The organism is Geobacter sp. DSM 9736 (genome assembly GCF_900187405.1).
Lineage (GTDB): Bacteria > Desulfobacterota > Desulfuromonadia > Geobacterales > Geobacteraceae > DSM-9736.
The window spans coordinates 2762127-2776666 of record NZ_LT896716.1; the positions used below are offsets into that span (position 1 = coordinate 2762127).

Here is a 14540-nt window from a genome sequence, read left to right on the forward strand (position 1 = left end):
CAATGCAAATCGGGTTACTTTTCTATCACATACTCCCGTTGCATGGTGTAAAGCATCCGCAGCAGTTCATACTCGAAGGGAGAACCGGTCTGGCGGTAGCGGAAGGGAACACGGTGCCGCCTGTCCACGGTGGACGTTCCTGAATACGCCGTGGCTGCGCTGCTGTCATCGATCCAGGCGATGGGACCGACGATCCCGAAAGCCGCTGCGTCGGCAACGAGGCCGGTGGTGTCGCGGGCATTGGAGGGCCCCAGGACAGGCAGGACCAGATACGAGCCATCCCCGACACCGTAATGGCCGAGAGTCTGGCCGAAATCTTCCGGTTTGCGATTGAGCCCCCAGCTGCCGGCTGGGTCCCAGAGGCCGGCGATGCCGACCGTGGAGTTGATGACGAAGCGGCTCAGGGTAATGCCGGCATTGGCGAACTTGAGCTGGAACAGGTTGTTGGTGAAGTTGCCCAGCTCGTTGATATTGTCGAGGGCGCTGGATATCCGATCCTCCGCATAATCGGGGAGGATGAACTCGTAGGCGCGCACGACGGGGCGGAAAACATACTCGTCGAAATGATAGTTGAACCGGTACGTGCCCCGGTTGAACCCTTCTATGGAGTCGGGGACGTCGAGCATCGGCGGCTGCCCCCCCTTCACCACCTTTTCATAGGTGCGTAGTGGCGGTGCCGTATCAGGACCCGTTTCGGGAAGAGTACTGCACCCGCACACCTGAAGCAGGACCGACAGAAGTAGAGCCGCTGCGACATTCCGCTGAGAGACCACTCCCATGGTCATTTCTCCTTTCCGGTCAGAAAGCCTGTCATCGAAGAAATCACGTCGGGATGGAACATGTTTCCGATGTGGCCGCCGGTAGGAAAGATTTGCGCGCGGTGGCCGAACACCTCCTGAAGGTAGTCGATGTCCCCAGGCGCGAGGATTATGTCGTCCTCGTTGTGGAGCACACCGATCTTGACCGCGCTCCTAAGGTAAGCCTCGATGGAACGCAGGCTCAGGCGCTCCACAAGGGTTTGCCGCGTCAGGCTCGGGTCGCGCTTCCGGCAGCTGGGAAAGAACCACTCCTCGAAGTAATCGACGAACCTGGTGTTGTACGAGACTACGGCGTAGCGGGTTAGTGAGGTAGTGGCGGTGAGTTGTGCGTTTCTCGGGACGATGTAGCCGCCGCCGTTCATGACGTCCGCGGTGAAAATCATGTTTGCCGCATTCATGCGGAAGGTAAGGCCGATCAGGGCGGCCAGACTCTCCTCGTTAGGGGGAAGCCGTTTGTAGGCCCTGTACATGAATTCGCCGCTGAGCCCACCCGGTTCGACCCTTCTGGTGACGTCGGCGAATTTGACATAGACGCTGCGCAACCATGGCTCGAAGTTTTCCATGCCCCCCGGCACGTTCTCCACCAGCAACCGGTCGAGGATCGAGACCGATTCGTAGAGGCTGACTGGAGGGTTGATCAGCAGGACCTTGCGGAAATTGAATCGTTTCTTTTCTTCATCGATCCTGGCGGCAAAAGCCGCATTGAAGGCGCCGAGGCTGTAGCCGGTGAGGGCGAAGCCGGAAACTTCGATATCGTCCCGAACCTGTTCGTAGGCGAGTTCCATGACGCGGTAAAGGTCGGCCGCATCGCCGAAGGAATCCCCCGGCAGTCCCGACGAGGCGTTCACGACGAAGTCCATATGAGTGGGGGAGGTGAGGGAAATGACATGAAACCCCGCACGGTGGAAAGCCTTCTGGAGCTTCTGCATGCGCGGTGTGCTGTAATTGGAGCCGGTGCCGGCGATGACGAAGATGAGCGGCGCCTTCTGGTCTTGGTATGCAAGGGCGCAGGGTAGGCCATCCTCGTACCAGAAGACCTTCGGGATCTCGCGCCGGGGAAAGGGGCGAACGGTGAATTCCTTTACGGGGACCTTTTCCGGCAGCGTTACTTCGAGCTCTTTCGGCAACTCCATCACGGTCGCCTCGTAAGGATTGACGAAAGGATAGAAGTAGGCCTCCCGTACGGCCTCAGCCGACTGCGGCGCAACGCAGCAGATCATCATCAGGAAAACGGGAGTGAAGAATCGCTTCATGCTTCCTCCAGATCCGGCGCTCGAAAGGTGCTCTGGCGTGACTTCAGTGAAGAAGACCGGCCTCTCTGAAATAACGTGCTGCGCCGGGATGTAGAGGAATCACCTCGGCGTCGGCCGCATCACGGGGAATCATGTCCTGCAGGACCGGATGCTGGCGCCTGAAGAGATCGAAGTTTGTCATGATCTCACGCACGAGACGGTACACGGTTTCCTCATCCAGGTCGGAGCGGGTGAAGAGAACCGACCGGACGCCGAAAGTAGGGACGGATTCCCTGTTCTCCAGGCCGGGATAGAAAGCTGTGGGAACTGCCGTCGGAAGCAGAAGCGGGTTGCTGCCCGTCACCTGCCCGATGACCTCCTTGTCGAGAGGAACCAGCAGCACCTTCCGCGCCCCGGCGGTTGCTTCCGCGATGGAAAGATTTGGATGACCGACTGTGTATATGTATGCGTCGATCTTTCCTTTCTGGAGCAATTCGGAAGCTAGGGCTGCGGACTGCTCGGAAAAGGTCACATCCGTGGGGCTCACCCCCGATAATCCGAGAAGCTTCTCTCCGAATTCGTAACTAGTGGAGCCGGGTGCACCGATGTTCACCCTCTTACCCTTGAGGTCGCCGAGTTTCATGATCCCGCGATCGGCGGCCGCGACCACAGTCACCGATTCCACATGCAGGCCGAGGACTGCACGCAAGCCCCTCCTGGCTCTTCCTTCCCACAACCCCATTCCTTTTGCCGCCTGCTGAAGAATGATGGATTCGCCTATCCCAAACGCGGCTTTTCCCTCCGCAACACTCTCGACATTGGCAACCGAGCCTTCGGATAAGGCTGTGGCAAGGCGCACGCCGTAGTCAGCGCTTCGGCGGTTGAATATCTTTGCCAGGGCGCTGGATACTGCATAGTAGGACCCGGTAGTGTTTCCGGAGACAACGGACAGGGATTGCTGGGTGAAAGCGGAAAGGGGAGCGGGCATCGCAAGAATGATCAGTGCCGCTGGGAGCCAGATAATGCGCATAAACCGGAAAAAAGGGATCATCGGCAAAGTCCTCCCAGGAGTGTAGAATCGGAGGCCGCTCATGCGGCGTACCTGTCCGGATCCAACAGTCTGTAAGAGTGTATCACCCTCTTTTTTACCTGTCTCGGTTGTGGCTGGAGGATTACCTGGAGGTTCGGAAGGATCAACGCTTGTGCGCAGGTAAAGCAGGCTTATCGGAACGTCAGGTACTGCTTCTGGAGGAATCTACAAGGGTGGGCTTTGAGCGGGGTTGCTCCCCTGAACAGCCCCGCTCATTCTACTTCACCCCGCCTCCCAGCACCTTGTAGAGCGTCACCAGGTTGGCGAGCCGTGCTAGGCGGACGCTGATCAGGTTCTGCTGGGCGCCGTAGAGGGTGCGTTGGGAGTCGAGGACACTGAGGTAGCTGTCGACTCCCTTCTCGTAGCGCGCCGTCGAGAGGCGGTGGGTCTCGGCGGTGGCGTCGGTCAGTGACTGCTGGGCCGCCACCTGCTCCTCTATGGTTCCCCGCTGGGCCAATGCGTCGGCTACTTCACGAAACGCGACCTGGATCGCCTTCTCATATTGCGCCACCGCTATCTCCGTATCGACCTCCGCAGCCTTAAGGTTAGCCCTGTTGCGCCCCCCCTCGAAAATCGGCACCGTTACCCTCGGTGCAAAACTCCAGGTAAAGGACCCACCTTTGAAGAGCCCGCTGAGCTCGTCACTGCCGAAGCCGACTGACGACAGCAGGGTGATGCGTGGGAAAAATGCAGCCCTGGCTGCCCCGATGTTGGCATTGGCCCCCTTGAGCACCCCTTCCGCCTGGAGAATGTCGGGACGGGTAAGAAGCACATCCGACGGCAACCCCGGAGTCAGGTCCTTCAGCGCCGTAAGTTTTTCCGAGAGCGCCTGGGGGAGCAGCTCCGCCGGAACCGGCCTGCCCACTACAAGATTAAGCAGGTTTTCGTCCTGGGCTGCCAATGTGGTGAACCGGGCGATGTCCACACGCGCGGCATCCACGCTCGTCCGGGCCTGCTGAAGATCCAGGGCTGATGATATCCCGGCATCGAAACGGCTCTTGGTCAGCTTGTACGATTCCTCCTGGTTCGCCAGGGTCTCCCTTGCGAGCTTCAGGCGCTCGCGGTCGGAAGCCAGCGTGAGGTAGGCCGTGGCAACCTGGGAGACAAGTGCGATCTGCACGCTTCTCCTGGCATGCTCCGTAGCCAGATACTGCTCCAGTGCCTGGTCCTTCAGGCTCCGCACCCTGCCGAAGAGGTCGAGTTCGTAATAGCTCATCCCGAGCCCCACATCGTACTGTTCCACGGTTCGGGCTTCGCCGGTGGCGGAAAGATCTTCGGGGACCCGCTGGAAACCGGCACCGGCGGTTGCAGCTATATTGGGCACCAGGTCGGCACGCCTGATCTGGTACTGGGCCCGGAAACGCTCGATGTTGAGCACCGCGACGCGAAGATCCCGGTTGTTCTCGATTGCAAGGCCGATCAGGTTCTGCAGCTGCGGCTCGATGAAGAACTCCTTCCAGGGAATTTCCGCAAGGGGCTTCTGCTCCGGCTTGACGGCCTCCGCCTTGTAGGCGGGACCGCTCGGCCATGCGGAAGCAACAGGAGTTTCAGGTCGGGTATACTTCGGTGCCATCGTGGAGCACCCCGCCAGCAGCAGGGATGTCACCAGGGAGAGATATACGAGCTTTTTAGTCCTACACATCTCAATGCACCTCCGGGGCATTGGTTGCAGCAACCGGTGCCTTCTTTTTTGCGAAAATACGGGAGACCATCACGAAGAAGAATGGAATGAAGATCAGGTCGATGAAGGTCGCAGAGAGGAGACCTCCGGTTACCGCCGTGCCGATTGCGTTCTGGGCGCCGGCGCCCGCCCCCTTGGTGAGGGCCAGCGGCAGTGTGCCGAAGAAGAAAGCCAGCGACGTCATTATGACTGGACGCAGCCGGATCTTCACCGCCATCAGGGTCGCCTCCACCAGTTCATGCCCCTGATGCAGCTGGTCCTTTATGAACTGGATGATAAGGATCGCGTTCTTGGTTGAAAGTCCAACGGTGGTAAGAAGGCCGATCTGGAGATATATGTCGTTGGGAAGCACCCGCAGGCTCACGGCGGTGACCGCTCCGACGAGACCGAGCGGCAGCATCAGCAGGTTGACGAATGGGATCGTCCAGCTTTCGTACAGGGCCGCCACCGCAAGGAATACGACCAGAAGCGAAATCGCGTAGAGCGCGGGAGCCTGCTTTCCCGCCTGCTTCTCCTCATAGGAGAGGCCCGTCCATTCGTAGCCGATGCCGGGGGGAAGCTTCGCTGCCATCTGTTCCATCTCCCTCATCGCGTCCCCGGTGCTTACCCCCGGCGCCGCCTGCCCCATGATCTGCCTCGACGGAATGCCGTTGTACCTTTCCAGTCGGGGCGAGCTGTATTCCCAGCGGGCTGTGGCGAAGGAGGAGAAGGGTACCATCTCTCCGCGATTGTTGCGGACATACCACTTGCCGATGTCTTCCGGTACCATGCGGTATTTTGCGTCCGCCTGGAGATAAACCCTCTTGACCCGCCCGTTCTCGATGAAGTCGTTGACGTAGGAGCTCCCCCAGGCAGTGGTGAGCACGCTGTTGATGTCCGCCAGCGAGACCCCCTGTGCGCCGGCACGCACATCGTCGATTTCGAGCTTGAACTGCGGTGTGTCGTCCTGTCCGTTGGGGCGGACGGCGATGAGAGCCTTGTTCTGGGACGCCATGCCCAGCAGCTGGTTGCGCGCCTCCATCAGCTTGTCGTGCCCGACGCCTCCGCGGTCCTGCAGCTGGAAGTCGAAACCGTTCGCCTGTCCCAATTCGACAACCGCCGGGGGAGAGAAGGCGAAGGCCATTCCGTCCTTGATCTTGGAGAACGCGCCCATTGCGCGTCCGGCGACTGCAGGTGCCTTAAGATCCGGGGTCTGCCGAAGCTTCCAGTCCTTCAGCTTGATGAAGGCAAGACCCATGTTCTGCCCCCGGCCGGCAAAGCTGAAGCCCGCTACGGTGATGAGTGAATCCACCGTCTTCTTCTCGTTCGTCAGGAAGTGCTCCTCGATCTGCTCTATGACTTTGAGGGTCCGTTCCTGGGTCGCGCCGGCCGGCAGCTGGACCTGGCAGATGATGAAACCCTGGTCCTCGTCCGGGAGGAAGGCGGTCGGCAACCGGAGGAAGAGCACGACCATCACCGCCACGATTCCTCCGTATATAAGGAGATAGCGCACGGGTTTATTGAATGACCGGCCGACGATCCCCTCGTACTTCATCCTGCAGAAATCGAAAACCTTGTTGAACCACCGGAAAAACCCCTTGAACCACCCGTACTCGCCGGGCATGTGCCCCTTCGGCACCGGCTTGAGCAGGGTCGCGCAGAGTGCTGGAGTGAGGATAAGGGCCACGAACACTGACAGGATCATCGCCGAAACGATTGTGATGGAGAACTGCCGGTAGATGACCCCCGTGGAACCGCCGAAGAAGGCCATCGGCACGAAGACCGCCGTCAGAACCGTGGCGATCCCGACGAGAGCGCTGGTGATCTGACCCATCGACTTGATGGTTGCCTCCCGGGGCGAAAGCCCCTCCTCGGACATGATCCGCTCCACGTTCTCCACGACTACAATGGCGTCATCAACGAGCAGGCCTATGACGATGACCAGCGCGAACATGGTAAGGGTGTTGATGGAGAAGCCGCTGGCCAGCAGGACCCCCATCGTCCCCAGCAGAACCACCGGTACGGCGATGGTCGGAATCAATGTCGCCCGGATGTTCTGGAGGAACAGGAACATGATGATGAAGACGAGGAAGACCGCCTCCATGAGCGTTTTCAGGACCTCCTCGATGGAGATCTTTACGAAGGGAGTCGTATCGTAAGGGTAGACAACCTTCACTCCGGCAGGGAATGATTTTTCCAGCTCCGCCATCTTCGCCTTGACCCGCTCGGCGGTATCAAGCGCATTGGCCCCCGCCGCCAGTCGAAGAGCCATGGCCGCGACAGGCTGGCCCTTGTATCTAGCGAGGATATCGTAATTTTCCGTGCCGACCTCGCTTTTGGCAACATCGCGCAGCTTTACGGTTGAGCCGTCACTGTTGGTGCGAAGGACGATTGCGTCGAACTGCTCGGGTGTCTGCAGCAGCGTACGTGCGCTGATGGTGGCGTTCAACTGCTGGCCCGGAGCGGAAGGACTTCCCCCGAACTGGCCGGCGGAAACCTGCGCATTCTGTGCCTGAAGCGCGAGGATAACGTCATTGGGGGTCAGCCTGAAGTTATTGAGCTTGTCCGGGTTCAGCCAGATGCGCATGGCGTTCTGCGAGCCGAAGACCGTGACCTCGCCTACCCCCTGGACCCGGCTGATGACGTCCTGGATGTTGGACACCATGTAATCGCTCAGCTGGTGGCGGTTCATGGAGCCGTCTTCCGAAGCGATGCCGACGATTATCAGGAAGTTACGGGTGGATTTCACCACCTGCACCCCTTGCCGCTGTACGACCTGCGGCAGGAGCGGCGTCGCCAGCTGCAGCTTGTTCTGCACCTGGACCTGGGCGATATTCGGGTCAGTGCCGGCCTTGAAGGTCAGGTTGATGGTGACGGCCCCCGCCGAATCGCTGGTGGAGGACATGTAGAGCAGGTTGTCTATCCCGTTCATCTTCTGCTCGATCACCTGGGTGACCGTATCCTGAACGGTCCGGGCGGATGCACCCGGATAGACGGCATTTATGGAAATCTGGGGAGGCGCGATGGGCGGGTATTGGGATACCGGGAGCGCCTTGATCGCCAGGAGTCCCGCAAGCATGATGGCGATGGCGATGACCCAGGCAAATATGGGCCTGTCTATGAAAAACCTGGACATGGTTACTCTCCTAAGAAATGCTTGCCACAGAGACACTGAGGCACAGAGAAAAGCAAATGCTTCTCAAGAAGCTGAGGGGGAATCCCCAGAGTTAATGCGCCCCCTGTGGCTGAATCGGATCAGGGCTTTTTTGATCCTGCCGGTTGCGCAGCTGCCGAGGGGCCACCCGGAGCGGCGCCGGGCCCACCCTGCTGCTTTGTCCCAAAGGGGACCGCCTTCACCGGAGTCCCCGGCCGCGCCTTCTGTATCCCTTCCAGGATCACGCGGTCGCCCGGCTTGAGTCCCTCGCTCACCAACCAGCTGTCGCCGACTGTCCGGGCCACCTGGAGTACCCGAGGCTCCACTTTTTCCTGTTCACCGACAACCATGACCATGGCTTCCCCTTGCGGGTTCCGGGTCACACCACGCTGCGGCACAAGTATCGCCTGCTCGTTTATACCCTCCTCAACTATCGCCCGCACGAACATCCCTGGGAGCAGTGTCTGTTTCGGGTTCGGGAATATCGCGCGCAACGTGATCGAGCCGGTGCTTTGATCGACGGTCACTTCGGAGAACTTCAGGGTTCCCGGCAGCGGATACCGGGTTCCATCTTCCAGAATCAGCTTTACCTGTGCCTGGTTTCCCCCATTTTTCCTGATGATGCCGCTGGCCAGGCTCTGCTTGAGCTTCAGCAGGTCCGCACTTGATTGGGTGACGTCCACATACATCGTGCTGAGCTGCTGGATCGTCGCCAGGGGCGCCGCCTGATTTGCGGTTACCAGAGCACCGTTGGTAACGGTGGACCTGCCGATGCGTCCTGAAATAGGTGCGGTCACACGCGTGTATGCCAGGTTGATTCTCGCAGTCTCGACTGCGGCCTTGGCGGCCTCGATGTCTGCTTCCGCATTCTTGAGGGCCGCTGCGGTATCATCGGCGTCCTGCTTGCTCACCGCGTTTATCGCAACCAGTTCCCGGAATCTCTCCGCTTTGAGGCGTACGGGAACGACGGCCGCCTCAGCCTTCGCAAGTGTTGCCTTTGCGCTGGCATAGGCCGCCTGATAGCTTGCCGGATCGATCTGATACAGCACCTGGCCCGCCTTCACGTCGGAACCTTCCGTGAAAAGCCGCTTCTGGATGATGCCTCCCACCTGGGGACGCACCTCTGCCACCAGATATGCGGAGGTACGGCCTGGCAGCTCCGTTGTAAGCTCTACCCGCTGCGGCTGCACCGTAACCACGCCCACTTCCGGGGGTCCTTGTGGGGGAGGGCCTGCAGCCTGTTTCTTCCCGCACCCACTCACAAACATGCCGCATGCCGCGACGGCCACGGCGAACATCGAAATTCTGTTGCTCATCTGCATGAATACCTCTCCTCGTGGAGTATGAGTGACTTATATATAAGGGATGTATTACCGCTGTTTACGCCGGATGATGGCTCCTGCGACGATGCATGCCCAGCAGAGGACGATGAAGGCTACAAATGATCTGGCAAGCACCTGCTTCTCCTGAAGTTACCACTCCGGATGCCCTCGCCTCTCACTGCCGCACCGCGTCCCAGCACGCTTCAGCTGCCTTCAGCGACAGTTCCTCGTTCAGGTCTATGAAACCTAGAATGTGATCGCGGCACATGTCGACCAAGGGACCGAAGGTCAGGGCGAAAAGCATCACGAGAGGAAGGTCCTTCACGATCCCCTGCCCTTTCCCATCTTCGAATATCTCGGTGCAGATGTCCTTTTCCTGCTTCCCGAACACTTTCTCCCGGCGGTGAGCCGCGCCGTAGGGAGAATTGTGGAACTGCTCCGCAAACCGGAACTCCATCGGAGAAGCGATGAAGTACTTGATCAGGATGGTGGCTAGATGGATATATCGGTCACGCACCCCCTTCCGTTCCGGGTACCCCTCCATTACGGCAGCCACCAGCCGCTGCTCGAACGCAGCGTATGTCTCGGTGATGAGTGTGTCCTTGTTCTCGAAATACCGGTAAATCGTACCGGCACCGACCCCGGCGCGTTCGGCCACCATGGCCATCGGTGCTCCATGAAAGCCGCACTCTGCTACAAGCTCCAGCGCCGCATTTATGATCGCTTCACGCTTGTCGGACTCACTCATTTCTGCCTCCGGAATGAACGTTCATTCCGTTATACGCCAAGCTTTTTCTCATGTCAAAGCTTTTGTCTTACCTGCTCAGGGTTGAGCCTTGGCCCGTTCCCCGGCGCTCAAGCTCGACATCTATGGCATTGAGCACCTCGAACTTGGCCAGGGACCATAAGGGGGCAACCAGGTAGTCCCGGTGCCCGTCACCTGTCAGGCGCTGCACGATGATTCGCGGGTCCAGCCGCTCCAGGAAGTCGCACACGAGCCCCACATACTCGTCCCGGTCAGGCAGGCGCACCTCCCCCCGCCGGTACATCTCCGCCAGCTTCGTATCCTTCAGGACATGAAGGAGATGAACCTTCACCCCCTCCACCCCCAGATCGTTGAGAATTCCGGCGGTCTTCAGCATCTCCTCCCGCCTCTCCCCCGGCACCCCCAGGATCACGTGTGCGCATACCCGTACTCCCGCCTCACGGCATTGACGGACGGCGGCGGCAAAGGCGTCGAACGAATGTCCCCGGTTGAGGAGCTGCAGGCTCTTTTCCCAGGGGGACTGGAGCCCCAGTTCCACCCAGAGATACGTACGGCGGGCGTAGTCGGCTAGGAGGTCCACAACAGGAGGGGGTAGGCAGTCGGGGCGGGTGCCAATGATCAGCCCCACCACGTCGGACACTGCCAGCGCCTCGTCATAGAGGGCGCGAAGCCGCTCGACCGGGGCGTAGGTATTGGAGTAGGGCTGGAAGTAGGCAATGAACTTCCCCGCCTTGTATTTGCGGGTCATCACTTCTTTCCCCTGCTCGATCTGTTCGGCCACCGACTCCCCCCGGGCTATCCCTACCGCGCCGGACCCGGCGCCTCCGCAGTAGATGCACCCGCCGATGGCAAAGGTGCCGTCACGGTTGGGGCAGGTAAACCCTGCATCTATGGAAATCCGGTGCACGCGGCAGCCGAACACCCGCTTCAGCTCGTCGGAAAATGAATTGTATCGTTTCTGTAGCATAGATGAGGTTCGTTAAAGTCGGAACAAGGTTCAGGGAGCTCAGCGGTAGAGTGTTAGGAAATAGAGAAAACTCAGACAAATGGCAAGAGAAATGGAGAAGGATTTTATAACGGCAAAGCAAACCCTCGAGGCGGGTCCCGACCCAGCAAGGAAGGACCGACCCTGCAACAATTCTCGAATTTTCAGTAGGATTGACTTCACCACCGTAAGAGATACACTATTCCCACATTAATTAGGAGGAACCGGCCATGTTCAAGGAATTCAGGGAATTTGCGGTCAAGGGGAATGCCCTCGATCTGGCTGTCGGCGTGATCATCGGTGCGGCTTTCGGCAAGATCGTCACCAGTCTCGTCAATGACATCCTCATGCCGCCACTTGGGCTCCTCACGGGCAAGATGGATTTCAGCAACCTCTTCATCAACCTTTCCGACACCCCTGTCGACACCGTCGCAAAAGCTAAAGCGGCCGGCATTCCTACCATCAATTACGGCCTCTTCTTCAATAACATCATTGATTTTCTACTCGTTGCCTTCTCGGTTTTCATTCTGGTCAGGCAGATCAATCGCCTCCGTCGGCCGGAGACACCACCGCCTCCTGCCACCAGACAATGCCCCTTGTGCCTTAGCGCCATCCCGATGGCTGCATCACGGTGTCCACACTGTACATCGGCTGTGGATCCGGTGTCGCAATAGAAGTTCATTTCACTGCACTGAAGGAGGAACAACATGAAACTACTCAACCCCATGCTGCTGATGGCCGGAGCGTTGCTGATCACCCTGGGAACAGCTTCGGCTGAAGGAGTCCGCCCGGGCGCCTGGTATCTGTCCCCCATCGTCGGAGGGTATACCTTCGACGGGAAACAGCACCTCGAAACACAGCCTGTCGGAGGCATCAGGGCGGGTTACAATTTTACGAAACATCTGGGGGTGGAAGCGCTCTTCGACTATACCCGCACCGAAGGGACAAGGAGCCCTGCCAAGACCGACTTTTACCGGTACGGCGCCGATGCCCTGCTCCATTTCTTCCCGGACAACCGGCTTGTCCCGTACATAGCTGCCGGTTACAGCGGCATGAGCCTCGATGGAGAAAACGGCACGCTCACCCGCGGCATCTTCGACTACGGCCCCGGCGTGAAGTATTTCCTCTCCGAAAACTGGGCATTGCGTGGTGACTTCCGCCATCTCATCTTCAGGAATGATGACAGGTCCTACAACAACTATGAATACACGATGGGCCTCGCCTACTCCTTCGGCGCTCCCAAGGAGCCTGTTCCCGCAGCGAAGGCAGTGCCCGCCCCGGCTCCGGCCCCGGTACCTGCACCAGCCCCGGTCGCAAAGCCTGCTCCTGCGCCGGCTCCTGTCGTCGTGCCGCCCCCCACCCCCGCCGACTCCGATAAGGACGGCGTCATCGATACTGTCGACAAGTGCCCCGACACACCTTCAGGTGTGCAGGTGGACAAGGATGGCTGCCCGCTCGACTCGGACAAGGACGGTGTTGCCGATTACCTCGATAAATGCCCGGGCACTCCGGCAGGGGTGAAGGTCGACAAAGACGGCTGCCCGCTTGATTCTGACAAGGATGGTGTTGCCGATTATATGGACAAATGTCCGGACACCTCTCAGGGGACAAAGGTCAAAGCTGACGGTTGCCCGGAGCTTGAAACCCTAAGCATGTCCCTCAACATCCAGTTCGCCACCGGGAAGGACGAGATCCAGCCGAAGTATGCCGACGAAATCAATAAGGTGGCTGAGTACATGCAGAAATACCCGGAAGTCAAAGGGGTTATCGAAGGACACACCGACAATGTCGGCTCAGCCGCCGCCAACCAGAAGCTCTCTCAGCGCCGTGCAGATGCTGTTCGCAATTACCTGATCAAAAAGCAGGGCATCGCCCCCGAGCGCCTTACCGCCAAAGGATATGGCCTGACCCGCCCTGTGGCCGACAACGCCACCGAAGCAGGAAGGCAGCAGAACCGAAGGATCACTGCTCTCCTTGATTCGGTCACTGTCGAAAAGAAATAGCCGTTTTTGCGTCCACCGAAAAAGAGGACCGTCGCCCAGGACGGTCCTCTTTTGTATTGGTAGATGAGTTCTTTTTAGCCCCGCGGCTTGATATTCTGGTTTACTCGGAACAGGTTCCCCGGATCGTACTTGGTCTTGATTGCGACGAGGCGCTCGTAGTTGTCGCGGTAGGTGGCCCTGATCCGCTCCTGCCCCTCTTCCATCATGAAGTTGATGTAGGCGCCACCGGCAGAGAAGGGATGCATTGCGTCCCAGTACTCCCTCGCCCAGCCGATTATCCGCTCCTTGTTGGCAGGATCGGGGTCAACGCCGACGATCACCTCCGCCCAGTTCGACTCACGGAAGCTGAACGCGGTGTCGTTTCTGCCTACTCTGTGGGCCGCACCGTTTATCGGGTAAAGGTGCATCGTGGATTGCATTGTCGGAATCGAGGAGCCGAATTTGAGGAAGAGGTCGATGGCCTCGTCGGAAAGTTCGTTGAAAAAATCGGCCTTCCAGTACCACTGGTGCCCGGGGGGGTAGAGGGTGTCGAACATGCTCTGCACCGCCGTGTGCGGCAGCGGGCCGACGAGGTCGAGGAGCGGAGGCTTGAAGCGGCGAATCGGAGCGAATGCCTCTTCCGCCTTTTCGAGCGCCCCGGCGTAGTACCAGACGATACCGCATACGTTCCTGCCATGGAGCTCCTCGGGGAAAGGCGGCCCCGGCGGCACGACCAGGAAGGCAAAAAATCCGGTCATTTCTTCGGGTGCCTCCATGATGAAGTTGCGGTACCAGCGCATCAGGTCTTTCGCCTGATCCAGCTCCCAGAGCATCGGCCCGGCATAGACGGTATGCACCGGGTGGAGCCGGAACAGAAACGATGTGACGACGCCGAAGTTTCCCCCGCCCCCGCGGATCGCCCAGTAGAGGTCATCGTTTCTTTCGGCACTGGCGGTGACGAGGCTTCCGTTGGCCAGCACCACGTCCGCTTCAATAAGGTTGTCGATGGTGAGTCCGTGGCTGCGGGTCAGATGGCCGATGCCACCCCCGAGGGTGAGGCCGGCAACCCCGGTGGTCGAGATAAATCCACTGGGGGTGGCGAGGCCGAAGGCATGGGTCGCATGGTCAACATCGCCCCAGACGCACCCACCCTCGACCCGAACGGTCCGCGCCTCGGGATCGACCCTGATCCCCCTCATCCGCGAGAGATCGATGACGAGACAGTCGTCGCACACCCCGAGTCCCCCCGCATTGTGCCCACCTCCGCGGATGGAGGGGGTGATCCCGTTGTCCCGGGCGAAGTTGACGCACGAGATCACATCCGCCACGTCTGCGCACCGGACGATCATGCGGGGACGGCGGTCGATCATCGCATTGTAGACGGTGCGGGCCTCGTCGTAATGCACGTCGCCGGGCTGTATGAGCTCCCCGCGCAGGGCGAGCCGGAATTTTTCAATGGATTCAGGATTTAACAAGGTTGCCTCCTTTACGTACCGTGTGGGAAAGCATACCTTTTCGATATCAGACAGGG

At 59.4% G+C, this 14540-nt stretch carries 11 protein-coding genes; 2 read left to right on the forward strand and 9 right to left on the reverse strand.

Annotation, left to right across the window (positions count from 1 at the left end; all coding sequences use genetic code 11):
- Positions 1–14: 14 nt before the first annotated feature.
- The 8 genes from CFB04_RS12595 to CFB04_RS12630 form a co-directional block, all read right to left on the reverse strand.
- Positions 15–779 (reverse strand): VacJ family lipoprotein, encoded by a 765-nt coding sequence (locus CFB04_RS12595; protein WP_088535600.1) that lies wholly within the window; start codon positions 777–779, stop codon positions 15–17.
- A 2-nt stretch (positions 780–781) separates the two neighbouring features.
- Positions 782–2071 (reverse strand): alpha/beta fold hydrolase, encoded by a 1290-nt coding sequence (locus CFB04_RS12600; protein ID WP_088535601.1) that lies wholly within the window; start codon positions 2069–2071, stop codon positions 782–784.
- A gap of 43 nt (positions 2072–2114) precedes the next feature.
- Positions 2115–3101 carry a TAXI family TRAP transporter solute-binding subunit gene (locus CFB04_RS12605; RefSeq protein WP_088535602.1) on the reverse strand — a complete coding sequence of 329 codons (987 nt, stop codon included), beginning with the start codon at positions 3099–3101 and terminating at the stop codon, positions 2115–2117.
- Positions 3102–3357: 256 nt separating this feature from the next.
- Positions 3358–4782 (reverse strand): AdeC/AdeK/OprM family multidrug efflux complex outer membrane factor, encoded by a 1425-nt coding sequence (adeC, locus tag CFB04_RS12610; protein WP_088535603.1) that lies wholly within the window; start codon positions 4780–4782, stop codon positions 3358–3360.
- A gap of 1 nt (position 4783) precedes the next feature.
- Entirely contained in the window at positions 4784–7936 is a 3153-nt protein-coding gene (locus CFB04_RS12615) for an efflux RND transporter permease subunit (RefSeq protein ID WP_088535604.1), read from the reverse strand.
- A gap of 119 nt (positions 7937–8055) precedes the next feature.
- A complete protein-coding gene (locus CFB04_RS12620; protein WP_088535605.1) occupies positions 8056–9276 on the reverse strand; it encodes an efflux RND transporter periplasmic adaptor subunit in 1221 nt (406 codons plus the stop codon).
- 175 nt (positions 9277–9451) lie between these two features.
- Entirely contained in the window at positions 9452–10024 is a 573-nt protein-coding gene (locus tag CFB04_RS12625; protein WP_088535606.1) for a TetR/AcrR family transcriptional regulator, read from the reverse strand.
- Between the two features lie 67 nt (positions 10025–10091).
- Positions 10092–11009 (reverse strand): TIGR01212 family radical SAM protein, encoded by a 918-nt coding sequence (locus tag CFB04_RS12630; protein WP_088535607.1) that lies wholly within the window; start codon positions 11007–11009, stop codon positions 10092–10094.
- Positions 11010–11257: 248 nt separating this feature from the next.
- Here CFB04_RS12630 and mscL point away from each other — a divergent pair, with 248 nt between their 5' ends.
- Together mscL and CFB04_RS12640 are read left to right on the forward strand one after the other, a co-directional pair.
- Positions 11258–11701: a large conductance mechanosensitive channel protein MscL gene (gene mscL, locus CFB04_RS12635; RefSeq protein ID WP_088535608.1), complete on the forward strand. Its 444-nt coding sequence runs from the start codon at positions 11258–11260 to the stop codon at positions 11699–11701.
- Between the two features lie 33 nt (positions 11702–11734).
- The gene (locus tag CFB04_RS12640; RefSeq protein WP_088535609.1) at positions 11735–13030 is read left to right on the forward strand and encodes an OmpA family protein; all 1296 of its coding nucleotides are present in this window, start codon (positions 11735–11737) and stop codon (positions 13028–13030) included.
- 74 nt (positions 13031–13104) lie between these two features.
- On the opposite strand, the gene CFB04_RS12645 is transcribed toward CFB04_RS12640, so the two are convergent.
- Positions 13105–14484, reverse strand: a complete 1380-nt coding sequence (locus tag CFB04_RS12645) for an FAD-binding oxidoreductase (protein WP_172825501.1) — start codon at positions 14482–14484, stop codon at positions 13105–13107.
- Positions 14485–14540: the final 56 nt, after the last annotated feature.

Bases quoted from the DNA above. Each gene is read 5' to 3' on its own strand.
- CFB04_RS12595 (WP_088535600.1), bottom strand. From the start codon at position 779: ATGGGAGTGGTCTCTCAGCGGAATGTCGCAGCGGCTCTACTTCTGTCG.
- mscL (WP_088535608.1), top strand. From the start codon at position 11,258: ATGTTCAAGGAATTCAGGGAATTTGCGGTCAAGGGGAATGCCCTCGAT.
- adeC (WP_088535603.1), bottom strand. From the start codon at position 4,782: ATGTGTAGGACTAAAAAGCTCGTATATCTCTCCCTGGTGACATCCCTG.
- CFB04_RS12620 (WP_088535605.1), bottom strand. From the start codon at position 9,276: ATGCAGATGAGCAACAGAATTTCGATGTTCGCCGTGGCCGTCGCGGCA.
- CFB04_RS12625 (WP_088535606.1), bottom strand. From the start codon at position 10,024: ATGAGTGAGTCCGACAAGCGTGAAGCGATCATAAATGCGGCGCTGGAG.
- CFB04_RS12630 (WP_088535607.1), bottom strand. From the start codon at position 11,009: ATGCTACAGAAACGATACAATTCATTTTCCGACGAGCTGAAGCGGGTG.
- CFB04_RS12615 (WP_088535604.1), bottom strand. From the start codon at position 7,936: ATGTCCAGGTTTTTCATAGACAGGCCCATATTTGCCTGGGTCATCGCC.
- CFB04_RS12600 (WP_088535601.1), bottom strand. From the start codon at position 2,071: ATGAAGCGATTCTTCACTCCCGTTTTCCTGATGATGATCTGCTGCGTT.
- CFB04_RS12605 (WP_088535602.1), bottom strand. From the start codon at position 3,101: ATGATCCCTTTTTTCCGGTTTATGCGCATTATCTGGCTCCCAGCGGCA.
- CFB04_RS12640 (WP_088535609.1), top strand. From the start codon at position 11,735: ATGAAACTACTCAACCCCATGCTGCTGATGGCCGGAGCGTTGCTGATC.